Genomic DNA, 15184 nt, shown 5'->3' on the forward strand with positions numbered 1-15184 from the left:
TGCAGGAACGGGTGATACAGGGGCGCCTATGACAGATTGGCCAACCGGATATGGACGTCGGGTGCTGGACGAAGTGGACAGCACGCTGGACGAAGCAGCCCGTATTGCACCGACCCTCACCGGGCCGGAGTGGATACTTGCGCGCCGCCAGACCAAAGGCCGCGGTCGTCGGGGCCGGGCCTGGACCGATCCCAGCGGCAATTTCGCCGGCACATTGGTCTACCGTCCCGAAGGGCGCCCCGACCAGATCGCCCTGCGCAGCTTTATCGCGGCGCTGGCCCTGTATGACGCGGTGGAAACCGTGACCGGGCGGAGCCGGGGGCTGGCGCTCAAATGGCCCAATGACGTGCTGCTGAACGGGGGCAAACTCGCCGGGATCCTGTTGGAGAGCGCGAGCAGCAAGGACGGTGTGGCCTATCTTTCCATCGGCATCGGTGTGAACCTGTGCGAAACGCCGATGAAGGAGTGGTTGGAGCCGGGGGCTGTCTGGCCGGTCTCATTGCTGTCTGAAATGGGCATGAAGGTGGAGCCGGAGACGTTTCTGGAGGCCTTGGCCACCGCCTTTGCAACCTATGAGGATCAGTTCACCACCTACGGGTTCGACCCCATCCGCACCGCCTGGCTGTCCCGCGCGGCAAAGCTGGGCGAGGTGATAACCGCCCGCACCGCCCGGGAAGAGATATCCGGCACGTTCGAGACCATAGACGGATCGGGCAATCTGGTTCTGACGACCGCCCAAGGGGCCGTGACGATCCCGGCCGCGGATATATTCTTTTGACGGAGGCTCGGATCCCATGCTTCTGGCAGTAGACTGCGGCAACACCAATACGGTGTTTGCGATCTGGGACGGTGATAAAATCATCGGACACTGGCGCACCTCGACCGAATGGCAGCGCACGGCGGACCAATATTATGTCTGGCTCTCGACGCTGATGAACCTGCAAGGAATCAAGGCGAAGATCACTGATGTGATCATCTCCTCGACGGTGCCGCGGGTGGTATTCAACCTGCGGGTTCTGTCGGACCGCTATTTCAACACCCGCCCTCTGGTGGTGGGCAAACCGGAATGCGCGCTGCCGGTTGCGGTGCGCGTCGATGCAGGCACCACGGTGGGGCCTGACCGGTTGGTCAATACGGTTGCCGGATTTCACAAATACGGCGGCGATCTGATCGTCGTGGATTTCGGCACCGCGACGACCTTTGACGTGGTTGCCGCAGATGGGGCCTATGTCGGCGGTGTCATCGCTCCGGGTGTCAATCTCAGCCTCGAGGCGCTGCACCACGCGGCGGCGGCGCTGCCGCATGTGGACATCTCGAAACCACAGAAAGTCATCGGCACCAATACGGTGGCCTGCATGCAATCCGGCGTGTTCTGGGGCTATGTCGGCCTGGTTCGCGAAATCTGCGATCGCATCAGGGCCGAGGCCGACGTGCCGATGAAAGTAATCTCGACTGGCGGGCTGGCGCCGCTCTTCCAGCAAACAGCAGACCTATTCGACGCATTTGAGGATGACCTGACCATGCAAGGTCTCAGGCTCATTCACGAACATAACAAGGAAATCGGTACGTAATCATGAGCAGTGAACGTTTGATCTATCTGCCCCTCGGCGGGGCAGGTGAAATTGGTATGAACGCCTATGTCTATGGCTATGGGAAACCGGGCAAGGAACGCCTGATTCTCGTGGATCTGGGCGTGGCCTTCCCCGACATGGACACGACGCCCGGCGTCGACCTCATCATGCCGGACATCACCTGGCTGGCCGATCGTGCGGACCAGCTTGAGGGCATCTTCATCACCCATGCCCACGAAGACCACATCGGCGCCGTCGCGCATCTCTATTCGCGTTTGAACGTGCCGGTCTATGCCCGTGCCTTCACCGCCAATATCGCGCGCCGCAAGATGGACGAGCATGGTCTGGATCCGGAGGTGGTGAACACCATCTCTGCCTGGCCTGCGGTCACAAAGCTTGGCCCCTTCACCGTCGGTGCGGTGCCGATTTCGCATTCCATTCCGGAAAGCGGTGGTCTGGTGATCGATTCTCCTGCGGGGCGGGTCGTGCACACTGGCGATTTCAAACTGGATGAAAATCCGATCGTGGGCGAGGCTTTCGATCCCGAGCTTTGGGCAGATATCTCAAAGGACGGGGTGCAGGCGCTGGTTTGCGATTCGACCAATGTGTTCTCGCTCAATCCGGGCCGCTCGGAGAGCGATCTTGGCGACAATATCACCAAGCTGATCTCCGAGGCGTCGGGGATGGTGGCGGCGACGACCTTTGCCTCCAACGTGGCGCGGGTGAAAACGCTGGCCGAAGCGGGCGAGCGGGCAGGGCGGTCCATCGTCCTTCTCGGGCGCGCGATGAACCGGATGATCGAAGCTTCGGTCGAGACGGGGGTGCTGAAGAATTTTCCCGCCGTGATCCGCCCGGAAGAGGCAGGGGATATCCCGCGCGAAAATCTGATGTTGATCACCACCGGCAGTCAGGGCGAACGTCGCGCTGCCTCGGCACAGTTGGCGCGGGGCAAGTTTCGCGGTCTGGAGTTGAAGGAGGGCGATTTGTTCCTGTTCTCCTCCAAGACGATTCCCGGCAACGAAAAGGGTGTCATCTGGATCATCAACCAGTTCTCGGAGCGCGGTGTGGATGTGGTGGACGACAGCTCCGGCCTGTATCACGTGTCAGGCCACGCCAATCGCCCCGATCTGCAACGGATGCATGAAATCGTGAAGCCGAAGATGCTGATTCCAATGCATGGCGAGCATCGCCACCTGCGCCAGCATGCCCGTCTGGGCGAGGAAAAAGGCATCGCCTCCACCATTGCCGTCAATGGCATGATGGTCGATCTGACCGGGGACCGCCCGACCGTGGCTGAGTATATCGACACCGGACGGACCTATCTCGACGGGTCGGTCAAGGTCGGCGCCATGGACGGCATCGTGCGCGACCGGATCCGGATGGCGCTGAATGGCCATGTGGTTGTCACCGCGATTCTGGACGAACAGGACGAGCCGCTGGGCGAGCCTTGGGTTGATCTCAAGGGGCTGGCTGAAACCGGGAAGTCGAATGCCGCGCTGGTCGAGATCATGGAAGAGGATTTGAACCAATTCCTGATGCGGGCTGGAAAGAAGACGCTGAAGGATGACGACAAGCTGGAGCAGGAGCTGAAACGGATTGCGCGCCAGTCGGCCCAGTCCGAGATCGGCAAAAAGCCAGAGGTCACGGTGGTCGTCAGCCGCATGCGCTGATCCGCTTTGCGGGCGCGTGGCACCGATGGTGTTGTGACGCCTGCAGCAGTTGAACGAAAAGCGCCCGGATCTCAAAGGTCCGGGCGCTTTTCATTCTGCGGGTCATTTTGCGCGATCACTTCAGATCCGATTCTGCGCAGCCCTGGTTTGCGCAGCCTTGGCTTGTTTGCGCAAACCAGGGCGGTTTTCAGGCCACGCGTGGGCGGGAAAGCACCAGCGCGGAGCGTTTCGCCAAACGCAAAAGCGTTGAGCCGGCGCCAGAAAGAAGCGCGGCAATGGCCTGTGCACGCATCTGCCGGGCGCGCAGTTCGATCTCTTTCATTTCATCGCTGAGCAGCGCGACAGGGGGGGGGCTTCATAACATCACCTAATGGGTACCAACATTTCGATCTCTGTCATCTAGGCCATGGGCTGTGGTGTGACATCGTATAGCTTGGCATTGCCGCTATGCCGCCGCCGCAAGACATGATGAGGCGCGGACAAAGAAAAACCGCCCGTGCCGGATGGCGGGCGGTTTCTAATTTTTATGCGATGGTTTCAACGGATGGTTTCAAACGATGGGAGAGGGGCTCTCTTTGCAGAGGCGCCCCCCAGTGCTGTCAGCCCATCAGCGGCATCAGCCCGCGCGCCGCTCCGCAAAGCTCAGGGCGATGAAGCTGGGCATATGGTCGCCCATTCCAACGACGGTCCTGTCGTCCCGGCGGTCGTCCTTGCGGCCGCGCGAGCGGGATTTGGTGGACTTGCTGCCGCTCTCTTGCCGTTCTCCGGATTTTGGTGCGCCCGCTTTTTCGTCCGCTGTCCTTTGACCCTCTGGGTTTTGAACTTCTGACTTTTGACCTGCGTGGCTTTGAACCGCTGCAGCAGGTGCCTCTGCGGGAGCAGTCGCGGGTGTCGCCGCCGTGTCCGCCGCAGGAGCCGTCGCGGAGGCGGTGCGGCTGCGTATGCGGCGGGTCGGGCGGGCCGACTTGGTCTCGGGTTTGGTCTCTGGCGTGTCGCCTGCGGCCTCTGTTTTGCGGGCAGTGGCCGGCTTGACCGGGTTCTCCAGACGGGTGATTTCCTTCTGGACCAGCCCTTCGACCGCGCTCAGGTTCTTTTCATCGCGCAGACTGCAGATCGTGATCGCCTTGCCGGAGCGGCCAGCCCGGCCGGTGCGGCCAATCCGGTGCACATAGTCCTCGGCGTGGCCCGGCACATCGAAATTGAACACATGGCTCACCGAGGGCACATCGAGGCCACGGGCGGCCACATCGGAGGCCACCAGGATCTTGAGGTTGCCATCGCGGAACCCATCGAGCGTCTTGGTCCGCTGGCTCTGATCCAGATCACCGTGAATGGGCGCCGCATCATAGCCGTATTTCTTCAGCGATTTGGCCACGGCATCCACATCGGTCTTGCGGTTGCAGAAGATGATCGCATTGGACATGGCATCGCCTTCCTGATCGATCAATTCGCGCAGAACCCGGCGCTTTTCGGTCGATTCGCGATCCTTGCGCGAGGCCTTGAACATCACAACGGCCTGTTCGATCGTCTCGGATGTGGTGGCCTGCCGCGCGATCTCGACCCGCTCGGGCGCGGAGAGGAACGTGTTGGTGATCCGCTCGATTTCGGAAGCCATTGTGGCCGAGAAGAACAGCGTCTGGCGCGTGAAGGGCGTCAGGGAGAAGATGCGCTCGATATCGGGAATGAAGCCCATGTCGAGCATCCGGTCCGCCTCGTCAACAACCATGATCTCGATGCCGGTCAACAGCAGCTTGCCGCGCTCGAAATGGTCCAGCAACCGGCCGGGGGTCGCGATCAGAACGTCAACACCACGATCGATCAGCGCGTCCTGTTCCTTGAACGAAACACCGCCAATCAGCAGTGCTTTGGTCAGTTTTACGTGTTTTGCGTAGGTATCAAAGTTCTCGGCCACCTGTGCCGCAAGCTCGCGAGTCGGGCAGAGCACCAGAGAACGCGGCATCCGGGCACGGGCGCGTCCGCGTGCCAGACGGGTGATCATGGGCAGTGTGAAGGAGGCGGTTTTGCCGGTGCCCGTCTGAGCGATCCCGAGGACATCCCGCCCTTCGAGTGCGGCAGGAATAGCGCCCGCCTGAATCGGTGTAGGGGTTTCGTATCCTGCTTCCTCAATTGCTTTGAGGACCTTGGGATTCAAGTTCAGATCGGAAAATTTTGTCATATGCGTCCGTTTTTGCGGACACTGACCTGGCCCGCGCGTGTGTGTTTATGCCGGTATCAGTCGAACATCTGCGTCTGCAGATCGTCCCCGGATGCCGCGGCACATAGCAAAAATGCGTGATATGGTCAAATGATCGCGAATTTTCCCCGGAGTTCCGGCTTGTTTGCAGTTTTTGGGAAACAGTTTATCCGAATTTCGGGAATTGCCGTTGCCGAGCCTGGAGTTTCGCAAGAGTACGGCGTCGAAACAACCCCTCCTTGGTCAGCCGGTTCCGCAAATCCGGGCTGTCGGCGCAGATCTCGTCGAAAAACGACCGCAGACCGGATTCGCCCGACTCGGCCTCAAGGCTTGAGAGCAATTGATGAAGCGTCACGCCGCCGGCCTCGCGGCTCTGCGCCGGTTTCAGCTCTGCACGGTAGGACCCTTTTGCAAGCCGGTATCGGTAGTGCGCCAACCACGTGGTCCATGTCGCGGCATGCAGATGACACAGGTCAACCTGCGGCAATTCCTGCTGGCCGGGATTTTCCACCCCGCCGACAAACGCGTTGTGGATGCGAAAGTCCACGTCATTCTGTCCGGTCCGCACGAACAGTTTGCCCTGGACGTGGCTGACAAACCCGCCTCTCAGGTAGCTGGCGAACCGGGGATAGAGGTGGGCGGCAATGCGGTCCTGCTCGGGGCCGGGTGGGATCGGCGCCTTGAACCCGTCAGAGCCATCCGCCAGCGCTTCGAGAGGGCGCGCGCGTGCACAGAGAACCTGCTCTGGCAAGGTCGCGAGCGTTGCCGCCAGATCGTCCTCTGACCAGAGGAATTCGTCAACGTCCAGATGGATCAGCCAGTCCAGATCTGCGGACTGACGGCGATAGGCACGGGTGGCGTTCAACGACTGGCGGACCTGATGTTTCTGCGGCATGCCGCCCCGGCGCTTTTGCCAATGGGCGCGGTCGGTCTCAATCACCCGGATCCTGGGATGCGCTTTCAGATGGGGCAGCGCGTCGGGGCAGGGGGCATCGAGATAGAGAAGCAGCCGGTGCGCGCCGCGCTCCAGATGCCAGGCCGCAAAGTCGAGAATATCCGGCGCATCGGCCTTGATGGTCGAGACAAGTCCCCAGGTTGATGGTCTGACGGCCCCCTGCATCGCTACTCGCTTCCTCCGTGGTGGTCTGCGCATGTAGAACGGGCGCCCGTTCAACCGGGCGCCCGCTTTGCTATACCATCATTTCCTTGGTCGCGGAGAGATGCAGATCCGGATAGTCCCGCTCGACCCGGTCGATATCCCATTGCAGCCGCGTCAGATAAACCACATCGCCGTCGTTGTCGTAGGCGATGTGCTGCTTGTTGGCGTTGACGAATTTGTCGAGCGCGCCCCGTTCCCCATGCACCCAGCGGGCCGAGGTGAACTGCGACGCTTCGAACCGAACCGGCAGGCCGTATTCCATTTCGATTCGCGAGGCGAGCACTTCGAATTGCAACTGGCCGACCACGCCGACGATGAAACCGGAGCCGATGGAGGGTTTGAAGACCTTGGCCGCGCCCTCTTCGGCGAATTGCATCAGGGCCTTTTCCAGGTGCTTGGCTTTCATCGGATCGCCCGCGCGCACCCCTTGCAGCAGTTCCGGAGCAAAGGAAGGAATGCCGGTCACCCGCAAGGCCTCGCCTTCGGTCAGCGTGTCCCCGATCCGCAGCTGGCCGTGGTTGGGGATGCCGATGATGTCACCGCCCCAGGCCTCTTCCGCCAGTTCCCGGTCAGACGCGAGGAAAAGCACCGGGCTGGAGATCGCCATCGGTTTTTTCGTGCGCACATGGGTGAGTTTCATGCCGCGTTTGAAATGGCCGGACGCCAGGCGCACAAAGGCCACGCGATCGCGGTGTTTGGGGTCCATATTGGCCTGCACCTTGAAAACAAAGCCTGCGACTTTGGTCTCTTCGGGCGCGATATTGCGAGGTTCTGCCGATTGGATCTGCGGTTTCGGGCCATAGGTGCCGATGCCGTCCATCAGCTCTTTTACGCCGAAAGAGTTGATCGCGGAGCCGAACCAGATCGGCGTCATATGTCCCTCAAGCACCGATTGCGGATCGAGCCGGGGCAGCAGCTCGCGCGCCATTTCGACCTCTTCGAGGAATTTTTCAAGCAGATGCGCCGGGACGTGTTCGGCCAGTTTCGGATCATCCAGACCTTCGATTGCGATGCTCTCGGCAATCTTGTTGCGGTCGGCCCGGTCCATCAGTTCCAACCGATCGCGCAGCAGGTCGTAGCAGCCGATAAAGTCGCGCCCGACCCCGATGGGCCAGCTGGCAGGCGTCACGTCGATCGCCAGCATCTCCTGGATCTCGTCGATGATCTCAAAGGTATCGCGGCTTTCGCGGTCCATCTTGTTGCAGAACGTCAGGATCGGCAGATCGCGCAGGCGACAGACTTCGAATAGTTTTTGTGTCTGGCTCTCTACGCCCTTGGCACCGTCAATCACCATGATTGCCGCATCCACGGCCGTCAGGGTCCGGTAGGTGTCTTCGGAAAAATCAGAGTGACCCGGCGTGTCGACAAGGTTGAACCGCAGGTTCTGGTAGTCGAACGACATCGCGGATGCGGAGACGGAAATGCCGCGATCCTTTTCCATCTGCATGAAATCGGATCGGGTGCGGCGGGCCTCACCCTTTGCGCGCACCTGACCGGCCATCTGGATGGCACCACCGTAGAGCAGGAATTTTTCCGTCAATGTGGTCTTGCCGGCATCCGGGTGCGAAATGATCGCAAAGGTGCGGCGCCGCGCGATTTCCGGCGGCAATTCTGGGCGGGTCTGAGTGGTGTCCAACATGACGCTGGCCTTAGCCAGAAACGACGGGGGAGGCAAGGAAAAGCCGGTGCGGCGGCGCTGCGGCTCATACCCCCGGTAGATCCGTTCGGTTGATGTGTCCGGCTCGCCTGCCCAGTCGGTTTGCTCTAACAGTTGGCCCCGTCAAGTTGTCCCGTGGTGCTCCCGCCCACCCGATCCCGCGCCCTATCGGGTCGCGGGGCGGTCGGTTGGGCCGGGCGCCGGGCCTTTCAGGCCCGGCGCCGCCCTCTGCCCCCATTGGGGGCAGAGGGCCATGCCCAACTCCGGGTGTGCCTTGTCGCCAGACAAGGTCACACGCGGAGGCGGGAGAGAAGCCTGGCCCTGAAGTTGTGGTGCCTGCTGGGATGGCAGGAACGCGGGACCGAAGAATGCGGGCGCGGAACATACGATTTCGTCGAGATTTCGCGGAACAAATTCCGATTGGGCACGTTGTACATGTGAACTTGAACAGAACCCAAAGGAGCTGTCCCATGCCCAAAGACCAAACTGCCCCCACCGCCGAAGATATTGCAACTCAGATGGAAATTCTGCGCGCCGACATGTCGGCCCTGACCAACGCTGTATCCGATCTGGCCAAGGACCGCGCGAGTGTTGCGAAGGATCGCGCCATTCAGGTGGGCGAGGCCGCGCGTGAGTCCGCACGCCAGCAAACGCAGGCGCTTGCCGATGGGGCGGCGCAGATGACGCGTCAGGCCGAAGACGCGGTGCGGGCCCAACCTCTGGCGGCGACCGCTGTGGCCGCCGGTCTCGGCTTCGCGCTGGGTTACCTCAGCAATCGTCGTTGATCCGATGTTGCGGAGCCTCAAAACAAAAGCCCGGCGCGGCGCGCGCCGGGTCCTGTTCACCGGTCTGTGTGCCGCGAGTGCCGCTGTCGGCGCGGGCTTTGCCTCCGCCGCCCTCTATGCCGCGCTGCAGGAGACAGGGCAGACGCCCGCGATGGCAGGCCTGATCCTCGCAGCTCTCTGGTTCGGACTTTCGGGGCTGTTCCTGCTGCTTAAATCGGTGACAGATGCCGGAGCTGATACCGCGCCCAATGATGAGGGGTACGCGTCGCACTCTGCCGCTGAACATGCATCGCGCGTCAATGGACGCTCATCGAACGCACCCTCCATGGCCGAAGCTTTTGCGGCTGGGGTGAGTGAAGGCGCGGGATTCGCCCGCAGTCAACAGCGGTGAACGGCTGCTGCGTGCGCCCCTGCGCGTCTCCCGGCCGGGCCGTCGGACCATAGCCACAGCGCCACAGGTTGGGAAACGACGGCGCCGGTCAGCATCGCAGCGAGGCGCGTTTCAACACGCCGACGACATCGGAGCGATCGAGGATTGCCGGTGAGATATCAAGGCCGTGTTCCGCCCTTGCGCGATGGCGCGGACGGGCTTGGAACTGGTCAACCAAAGCCTCTGGCAGGCTGGTCTGTGTCACAGCGTCCAGCAGCAGCGATTCTGCCGCTATGCCCTCTGCGTAGATGATGTAATGCCGGTCAAAGAGGATCTGGAAATAGTCGACAAATCCGCCGTCCTGAACCACTACGCTGTGGCCATTCACCAGATCGCGTGCGCGGACCAGAATCTCTGGTGTGCCAACACCAATGGCGTCGGTGCGTTGATACAGCATCAGCCGGTGATCCGGACTGACCTGCAGATCGTGATCGTTATTCAGTGCCCCTGCGCGGATCAGGATGGGCGCCATCGACCCTGTTGCCCGCGCCGTTGTGCGGCCAATCCAGACCACCGGCTGCACACCGCTGTCACGGGTGAGGACCCGATCGCCCGGCGCCAGGTCTTCAATCGCGATTTGTGCGCCGGTTCCCAGGGTGATGCGGGTGCCGCGGGCGAAAGAGACGCAGGCCATCTCGGCGAGCCGGCTCCGCGCCTGCTTCCGGTCTGCGCTCAGGAGCCGGTACCCGGTCTGGGGCGCGAGCGGTGTCTGCGGCACCAGGTAAGTGGCGTCGATCAGACCGTCTGTACCAACCTCAACCATGATGAGAGCGTCGACCGCCTCGCCCACCTCGGGCATCAGCGAAATGGCGCAATCCAGATGCAGGGTCGAGCCGGCACGCCCCAGTTCGCTGTCTTCGGACACGCCAAAGGTGCCATCCGCTCGCGCCGCGATCCCAAGACGACAGGGCGGGCGCGGATCGGCCAGCTCATAGACGTCATCGAGCACCAAATCCTCCATCACGCCCAAGGGATCGCCGGTGTTTGCGCCGAATTCCACACGGATCTGATCGGCAGGATAGGCCTGGACCGACTGGGTGGCGGATGCGTCACGGGGCAAAGGACTGGGCAAAGCGGTCTGACTTTCGCAAGGGTGTGATCGGCGCAAGGGTGTGATCGGCCAGCTGACACCTTCCTGCGCCGGAGCCGGAAACGGCCTGTGACACAGGGGCGGTCAAGTGAGCCGGTCAACTGAGCAGGTCAAATGTCGTCCCATATTGTGGCCTCATAATGGTAAACAGCAGGTTGACACTGCGGCGGGATCCCGGCGGGCCGATGAAAAAACCGGCCCGGTTTCTGAAAGGTCTCTGGCCAATCGGGCCTGTGGCTGGCAGGTTCCCGACAATATCGGCCATTAGGGGGAGGATCAGGATGGATCTGGGTATTCGTGGAAAACGCGCGCTGGTTTGTGCATCAAGCAAAGGCTTGGGGCTGGGCTGCGCGGAGGCACTGGCCGCGGCCGGGGTGGATCTGGTGATGAACGCACGCGGCGCCCCGGCGCTGGAAGCGGCCGCCGATGATCTTCGCACCCGCTTCGGGGTGGAGGTAGAGACCCACGCCTGTGATGTCACCGATGCCGACGCCCGCGCGGGCCTGATTGCAAAGGCGCAGGACGTGGATATTCTCGTGACCAATGCAGGCGGGCCGCCGCCGGGTCTTTGGAGCGACTGGGACCGGGAGGATTTCATTGCGGCCCTGGACGCCAACATGCTCACGCCGATCGACCTGATGAAAGCGCTGATGCCCGCGATGATCGCGCGGGGCTGGGGGCGTGTGGTGAATATCACCTCACAGTCGGTCAAGGCGCCGATCGCGGTGCTGGGCCTGTCAAACTCCGCTCGCGCCGGGCTGACGGGCTATGTGGCCGGCACCTCGCGTCAGGTAGCGGGACAGGGCGTCACCATTAACAACCTTTTGCCGGGTATCCATGCCACTGACCGGGCTGATTCTCTGGATGCCGGGGTTGCCGAGGCACGCGGCATTACCCTTGCCGAGGCCCGCGCGCAGCGCGCAGCCACCATCCCGGCCGGGCGCTATGGCAGCCGGGAAGAATTCGGCGCCGCCTGTGCTTTCCTCTGTTCGCAGCATGCGGGTTTCATTGTCGGCCAGAACATTCTGCTGGATGGCGGTGCCACCAATATGACGATCTAGACCCCGATGGCAGAGCCCCTCTTGCTGAAGGACCAGCTCTTCAATCAGGCAAAGCTCCGCTATCTGGCGGGGCTTTTTGAAGCCGCTGACCCGGCTTTCGCCGCCGGGCGATTTGAGGCGGCAGTGATGTCCCGCCTGCCTGCGCTGGAACTGAAGGCCCGGATCCACTGGATCGCCGAGCAACTGGCGCTGCATGTTCCGGGGTCTCTGGCCGAGGTCGCGCCGCTGATCCTGAAGGCGCTGCCGCCGCCGCTGGACCCCGCGCGTCAGGATGACGACTTCGGAGATTTCATCTTCGCCCCCTTGGGGGAATGGGTGACCTCCCTGACCATCAACGACGGCGACCTGCCGTTGGCCCTGGATCTGCTGCAGGATCTCACCCAGCGGTTCTCGATGGAATATGCCATTCGTCCGCTGTTGAAACGCTGGCCGGAGCCGGTGCTGGCGCGGATGAGAGACTGGGCGGGTCACGACCATTACCACGTCCGCAGGCTGGCGAGCGAGGGCAGCAGACCGCGTCTGCCATGGGGGCTGGGCGTGGACCTGCCGCTGCGGGCGACCGTGCCGATCCTCGACCGGCTCTGCGCTGATCCGACCCGTTTCGTCACCCGCTCTGTGTCCAACCATCTGAACGATATCGCCAGGAAAGACCCCGAGATCGTCATTGACTGCCTGACCGATTGGCAAGGGCGCGCCGTGCAGACGCAGAAAGAACTGGACTGGATGACGTCACATGCGTTGCGCGGTCTGGTCAAGGCGGGCGATCCCCGCGCGCTGCGGCTGTTGGGATATGATCCTGATCTGGCGCTGAGCGCCCGGCTGACGCTGCCGCAGACCGCGCGCATCGGCGGCAGGCTTGATCTCGGCTGTCACATCACCGGCAGTGCCGGGGCGCGGGTGCTGGTGGATTATGCCGTCACCTTTCAGCGCGCAGGCGGCAGGACCGCGACCAAAGTCTTCAAGTGGAAGACAGCAACACTGGGGGCAGACGGGCTGCGGCTGACCAAGGCGCATCCCCTGCGGGCGCAGGCGTCGACCTTCACCCTGTTGCCCGGCACCCATGAGGTGACGCTGTTGGTCAATGGCCGCCCCTGCGCAAAAGACGGGGTGGAGTTTCTGATCTGACCTGGACCAAGGCTGAGACCAAGACCGGGATCAAGGCTGGGACCAAGACCGGGAACAGGACTGGGACCTGCACCCCCCGCCACAAGGGCGAACGGGCGGGGGCGCTTGCGCGGGTCTGTCCCCCTTGGTATCAGCGCAGAACCCCGATGTTGTGCCCGATAACCAGGACAAGGCTCCCAGTATGACCGCCACAATGCCCCACAGGACGACACAAAACCCGCGGCCGACCGAGCTGGCGACCGGTCAGGATGTGGTGCCGCGACTTGAGATCCGCAACCTGCGGCGGTTCTTCGAAGGGCGGGCGGTGGTGGACGACGTATCGCTGCGGGTGCAGCCAGGGCAGGTCACATGCCTGCTCGGTCCGTCGGGCTGCGGCAAATCCACCACCCTGCGGATGATTGCAGGGGTGGAAATGCAGGACGAGGGAGAGATCTATGTCGATGGCCGGCTGATCTGCGACACCGTGTTTCGGGTGCCGCCGGAGCGGCGTGAAATCGGCCTGATGTTTCAGGATTTCGCCCTGTTCCCGCATCTCAGCGTTGGTGACAATGTGGCCTTCGGTCTCAAAGGCACGAAGGAACACAAACGCAGCCGCGCACGGGATCTGCTGGACCGCGTCGCGCTGGGGCAGTATTTTGACGACTACCCGCATCAGCTTTCGGGCGGTGAGCAGCAGCGGGTCGCGCTGGCGCGTGCGCTGGCGCCGCGGCCAAAGATCATGCTCATGGACGAGCCGTTCTCCGGTCTGGACAACCGCCTGCGTGACGGCATCCGGGATGAAACGCTGAGCCTGCTGAAAGAGGAAGACACCGCCGTGCTGCTGGTCACGCATGAACCAGAAGAGGCCATGCGGATGGCCGATGAAATCGCACTGATGCGGGACGGGCGGATCATTCAGCAGGGCGCGCCCTATAACGTCTACACCCGTCCTGTCGACAAGGCCGCCGTTGCCTTTTTCTCCGACATCAACCTGCTGCATGCACAGGTCAACGGGGCGCTGGCCGAGACGCCTTTCGGCCAGTTCCTTGCCCCTGGTGTGCCGGATGGAACCGACGTGGAGATCGTCTTTCGCCCGCAACACCTGCGTATTGATTTTGACCGCAGCGGCCGTGGTCCCGAAGCCACGACCACCGAGGGCGTACCTGCGCGCGGCGTTGTGCAGCGAGCGCGGTTTCTCGGCAACGAGAGCCTGGTGGAGTTCCGGATGGATTTCGATGGATCGGTACTGAAGGCAACCGTGCCCAATGTTTTCCTGCCGGCAGAGGGGCGTGCCATGTGGCTCACCGTGCCCCGCAACCGCTGTTTCGTCTTTCCCCGCTGAGGCAAGCCGAAATCCAGGCCGCCATAGGCCGGGCTGTCAGTCATAGGCGGGGCCGGGCGATATGGCCGAAGGGCTGCCCTTGCCACTAGTCAGCGCTCTGTCGGCCCGAGGCATAGTCCTGCAAGCGCTTGCCGGGTTCATCAACGAAAAGTTCCGGAAGCGCCTGGGCCTCCTCGATCAGGTCCACGCGGAACACCCGGAATTCCTGTCGCAATTCGCACCAGGCCGTCAGCATCCAGACACGTCCCCAATATTCCATATGAAGCGGCCGGATCACCCGTGCGCTGAGCGTACCGTCGGGGCGCCGATAGGCCAGCGACAGCTTTTGCCGCGCTTTGATCGCGGCGCGCAGAGTGGGCATCTGGGCAAGGCCCCGCGCCGCGTCGGCAAAGGGGTAGACCGCGAACTTCCACGCATCGGCGGAGGCAACCGTCTCCACCGGCAGAACCGCGTCGACCTTGGCCGCGAGCGACTCTGCGGCGGCTTTCAAATCGGTGTCGGCTGCCTCTGCCACAATGGCCATGCCGAGGTTCAGCGCCTCCAGCTCTGCGGGCGTCAAGGTCAGCGGCGGCAGGGTGATCGCCTCGCGGACCGTATAGCCGACACCGCGCTCGCCCTCGACCGGCACGCCAGAGGCCACCAGCGTCTCCATGTCGCGATAGATGGTGCGCTGGGAGACCTGCAGCCGCGTGGCAATGTCCTGCGCCCGGTGCAATTTGCCGTCGCGCAGGATCTGCAGGATTTCAAAGAGGCGGTCGGTACGGCGCATGACAACAGCTTTCGCCCAGGCAGCACCGAAAGGTCAAGCCGCTGCTCCCCACACGTGGGCAGGGTGCACGCCCCTGTTGCGAGGATCGGGCCGCGCAGGATCAGGCCCTGCGGCTTTGGGACCGGAAGCAACGTGGCGTGCAGCACTCGTTCGGGCCGCATTCGGGCTGACGTGATCACCGCAGGGGCCATCCTGCGCCCCGGACAACTGACAAAAACCTGTCAGTAGTAGCGTGTGGCAGCGGAAATACGGCTTGCACCGGTGAACTCTTGCGCCTCTGAGGTCTGCGCAGGCTTTGCGCCGGGATCTGCAGGCCGTATCACTCAGGGCAGGTTTAACGGACACCGGCGCA

The 15184-nt window shown here is 62.6% G+C and carries 14 protein-coding genes; 8 read left to right on the forward strand and 6 right to left on the reverse strand.

Going from position 1 to position 15184, the window contains the following annotated elements:
• The first annotated feature begins 28 nt into the window (after window positions 1–28).
• Genes FGE21_RS10525 through FGE21_RS10535 form a run of 3 tightly spaced genes read left to right on the forward strand, consistent with a single transcriptional unit; the run spans window position 29 to window position 3241 of the window.
• Window positions 29–778: a biotin--[acetyl-CoA-carboxylase] ligase gene (locus FGE21_RS10525; protein ID WP_139663248.1), complete on the forward strand. Its 750-nt coding sequence runs from the start codon at window positions 29–31 to the stop codon at window positions 776–778.
• 16 nt (window positions 779–794) lie between these two features.
• Window positions 795–1571, forward strand: a complete 777-nt coding sequence (locus tag FGE21_RS10530; RefSeq protein WP_139663249.1) for a type III pantothenate kinase — start codon at window positions 795–797, stop codon at window positions 1569–1571.
• A gap of 2 nt (window positions 1572–1573) precedes the next feature.
• Window positions 1574–3241 carry a ribonuclease J gene (locus tag FGE21_RS10535; protein ID WP_139663250.1) on the forward strand — a complete coding sequence of 556 codons (1668 nt, stop codon included), beginning with the start codon at window positions 1574–1576 and terminating at the stop codon, window positions 3239–3241.
• A 187-nt stretch (window positions 3242–3428) separates the two neighbouring features.
• Here FGE21_RS10535 and FGE21_RS20380 read toward each other — a convergent pair whose 3' ends face one another.
• The 4 genes from FGE21_RS20380 to FGE21_RS10550 form a co-directional block, all read right to left on the reverse strand.
• Window positions 3429–3563 (reverse strand): RSP_7527 family protein, encoded by a 135-nt coding sequence (locus tag FGE21_RS20380; protein WP_255731500.1) that lies wholly within the window; start codon window positions 3561–3563, stop codon window positions 3429–3431.
• A gap of 294 nt (window positions 3564–3857) precedes the next feature.
• Window positions 3858–5417: a DEAD/DEAH box helicase gene (locus FGE21_RS10540; protein ID WP_139663251.1), complete on the reverse strand. Its 1560-nt coding sequence runs from the start codon at window positions 5415–5417 to the stop codon at window positions 3858–3860.
• Between the two features lie 184 nt (window positions 5418–5601).
• Entirely contained in the window at window positions 5602–6555 is a 954-nt protein-coding gene (locus FGE21_RS10545; RefSeq protein WP_139663252.1) for a glycosyltransferase family 2 protein, read from the reverse strand.
• Window positions 6556–6625: 70 nt separating this feature from the next.
• Window positions 6626–8233 (reverse strand): peptide chain release factor 3, encoded by a 1608-nt coding sequence (locus tag FGE21_RS10550; RefSeq protein ID WP_139663253.1) that lies wholly within the window; start codon window positions 8231–8233, stop codon window positions 6626–6628.
• Window positions 8234–8721: 488 nt separating this feature from the next.
• Here FGE21_RS10550 and FGE21_RS10555 point away from each other — a divergent pair, with 488 nt between their 5' ends.
• Together FGE21_RS10555 and FGE21_RS10560 are read left to right on the forward strand one after the other, a co-directional pair.
• A complete protein-coding gene (locus tag FGE21_RS10555; RefSeq protein ID WP_139663254.1) occupies window positions 8722–9036 on the forward strand; it encodes a YqjD family protein in 315 nt (104 codons plus the stop codon).
• Window positions 9037–9040: 4 nt separating this feature from the next.
• Window positions 9041–9427: a hypothetical protein gene (locus FGE21_RS10560; protein WP_139663255.1), complete on the forward strand. Its 387-nt coding sequence runs from the start codon at window positions 9041–9043 to the stop codon at window positions 9425–9427.
• Between the two features lie 88 nt (window positions 9428–9515).
• Here FGE21_RS10560 and FGE21_RS10565 read toward each other — a convergent pair whose 3' ends face one another.
• Window positions 9516–10538: a Hint domain-containing protein gene (locus tag FGE21_RS10565; protein WP_255731501.1), complete on the reverse strand. Its 1023-nt coding sequence runs from the start codon at window positions 10536–10538 to the stop codon at window positions 9516–9518.
• A gap of 299 nt (window positions 10539–10837) precedes the next feature.
• Here FGE21_RS10565 and FGE21_RS10570 point away from each other — a divergent pair, with 299 nt between their 5' ends.
• From FGE21_RS10570 to FGE21_RS10580, 3 genes are all read left to right on the forward strand, one after another.
• Window positions 10838–11617, forward strand: a complete 780-nt coding sequence (locus FGE21_RS10570; RefSeq protein WP_139663256.1) for an SDR family oxidoreductase — start codon at window positions 10838–10840, stop codon at window positions 11615–11617.
• A gap of 6 nt (window positions 11618–11623) precedes the next feature.
• On the forward strand, window positions 11624–12742 hold the full coding sequence (locus FGE21_RS10575; RefSeq protein WP_139663257.1) for a hypothetical protein: 1119 nt from the start codon (window positions 11624–11626) through the stop codon (window positions 12740–12742).
• 181 nt (window positions 12743–12923) lie between these two features.
• A complete protein-coding gene (locus FGE21_RS10580; RefSeq protein ID WP_255731502.1) occupies window positions 12924–14063 on the forward strand; it encodes an ABC transporter ATP-binding protein in 1140 nt (379 codons plus the stop codon).
• An 85-nt stretch (window positions 14064–14148) separates the two neighbouring features.
• Here the strand turns inward: FGE21_RS10580 and FGE21_RS10585 are convergent, their stop codons facing one another.
• Window positions 14149–14832, reverse strand: coding sequence for a YafY family protein (locus tag FGE21_RS10585; RefSeq protein WP_139663258.1), 684 nt, complete (start codon window positions 14830–14832; stop codon window positions 14149–14151).
• Window positions 14833–15184 lie beyond the last annotated feature (352 nt).

The organism is Phaeobacter sp. B1627 (assembly GCF_006265095.1).
GTDB lineage: Bacteria > Pseudomonadota > Alphaproteobacteria > Rhodobacterales > Rhodobacteraceae > Epibacterium.

Coding starts and splice junctions, on each gene's coding strand:
- FGE21_RS10530 (WP_139663249.1), top strand. CDS start 795: ATGCTTCTGGCAGTAGACTGCGGCAACACCAATACGGTGTTTGCGATC.
- FGE21_RS10570 (WP_139663256.1), top strand. CDS start 10,838: ATGGATCTGGGTATTCGTGGAAAACGCGCGCTGGTTTGTGCATCAAGC.
- FGE21_RS10555 (WP_139663254.1), top strand. CDS start 8,722: ATGCCCAAAGACCAAACTGCCCCCACCGCCGAAGATATTGCAACTCAG.
- FGE21_RS10525 (WP_139663248.1), top strand. CDS start 29: ATGACAGATTGGCCAACCGGATATGGACGTCGGGTGCTGGACGAAGTG.
- FGE21_RS10580 (WP_255731502.1), top strand. CDS start 12,924: ATGACCGCCACAATGCCCCACAGGACGACACAAAACCCGCGGCCGACC.
- FGE21_RS10535 (WP_139663250.1), top strand. CDS start 1,574: ATGAGCAGTGAACGTTTGATCTATCTGCCCCTCGGCGGGGCAGGTGAA.
- FGE21_RS10575 (WP_139663257.1), top strand. CDS start 11,624: ATGGCAGAGCCCCTCTTGCTGAAGGACCAGCTCTTCAATCAGGCAAAG.
- FGE21_RS10540 (WP_139663251.1), bottom strand. CDS start 5,417: ATGACAAAATTTTCCGATCTGAACTTGAATCCCAAGGTCCTCAAAGCA.
- FGE21_RS10585 (WP_139663258.1), bottom strand. CDS start 14,832: ATGCGCCGTACCGACCGCCTCTTTGAAATCCTGCAGATCCTGCGCGAC.
- FGE21_RS10560 (WP_139663255.1), top strand. CDS start 9,041: ATGTTGCGGAGCCTCAAAACAAAAGCCCGGCGCGGCGCGCGCCGGGTC.
- FGE21_RS10550 (WP_139663253.1), bottom strand. CDS start 8,233: ATGTTGGACACCACTCAGACCCGCCCAGAATTGCCGCCGGAAATCGCG.
- FGE21_RS20380 (WP_255731500.1), bottom strand. CDS start 3,563: ATGAAAGAGATCGAACTGCGCGCCCGGCAGATGCGTGCACAGGCCATT.
- FGE21_RS10545 (WP_139663252.1), bottom strand. CDS start 6,555: ATGCAGGGGGCCGTCAGACCATCAACCTGGGGACTTGTCTCGACCATC.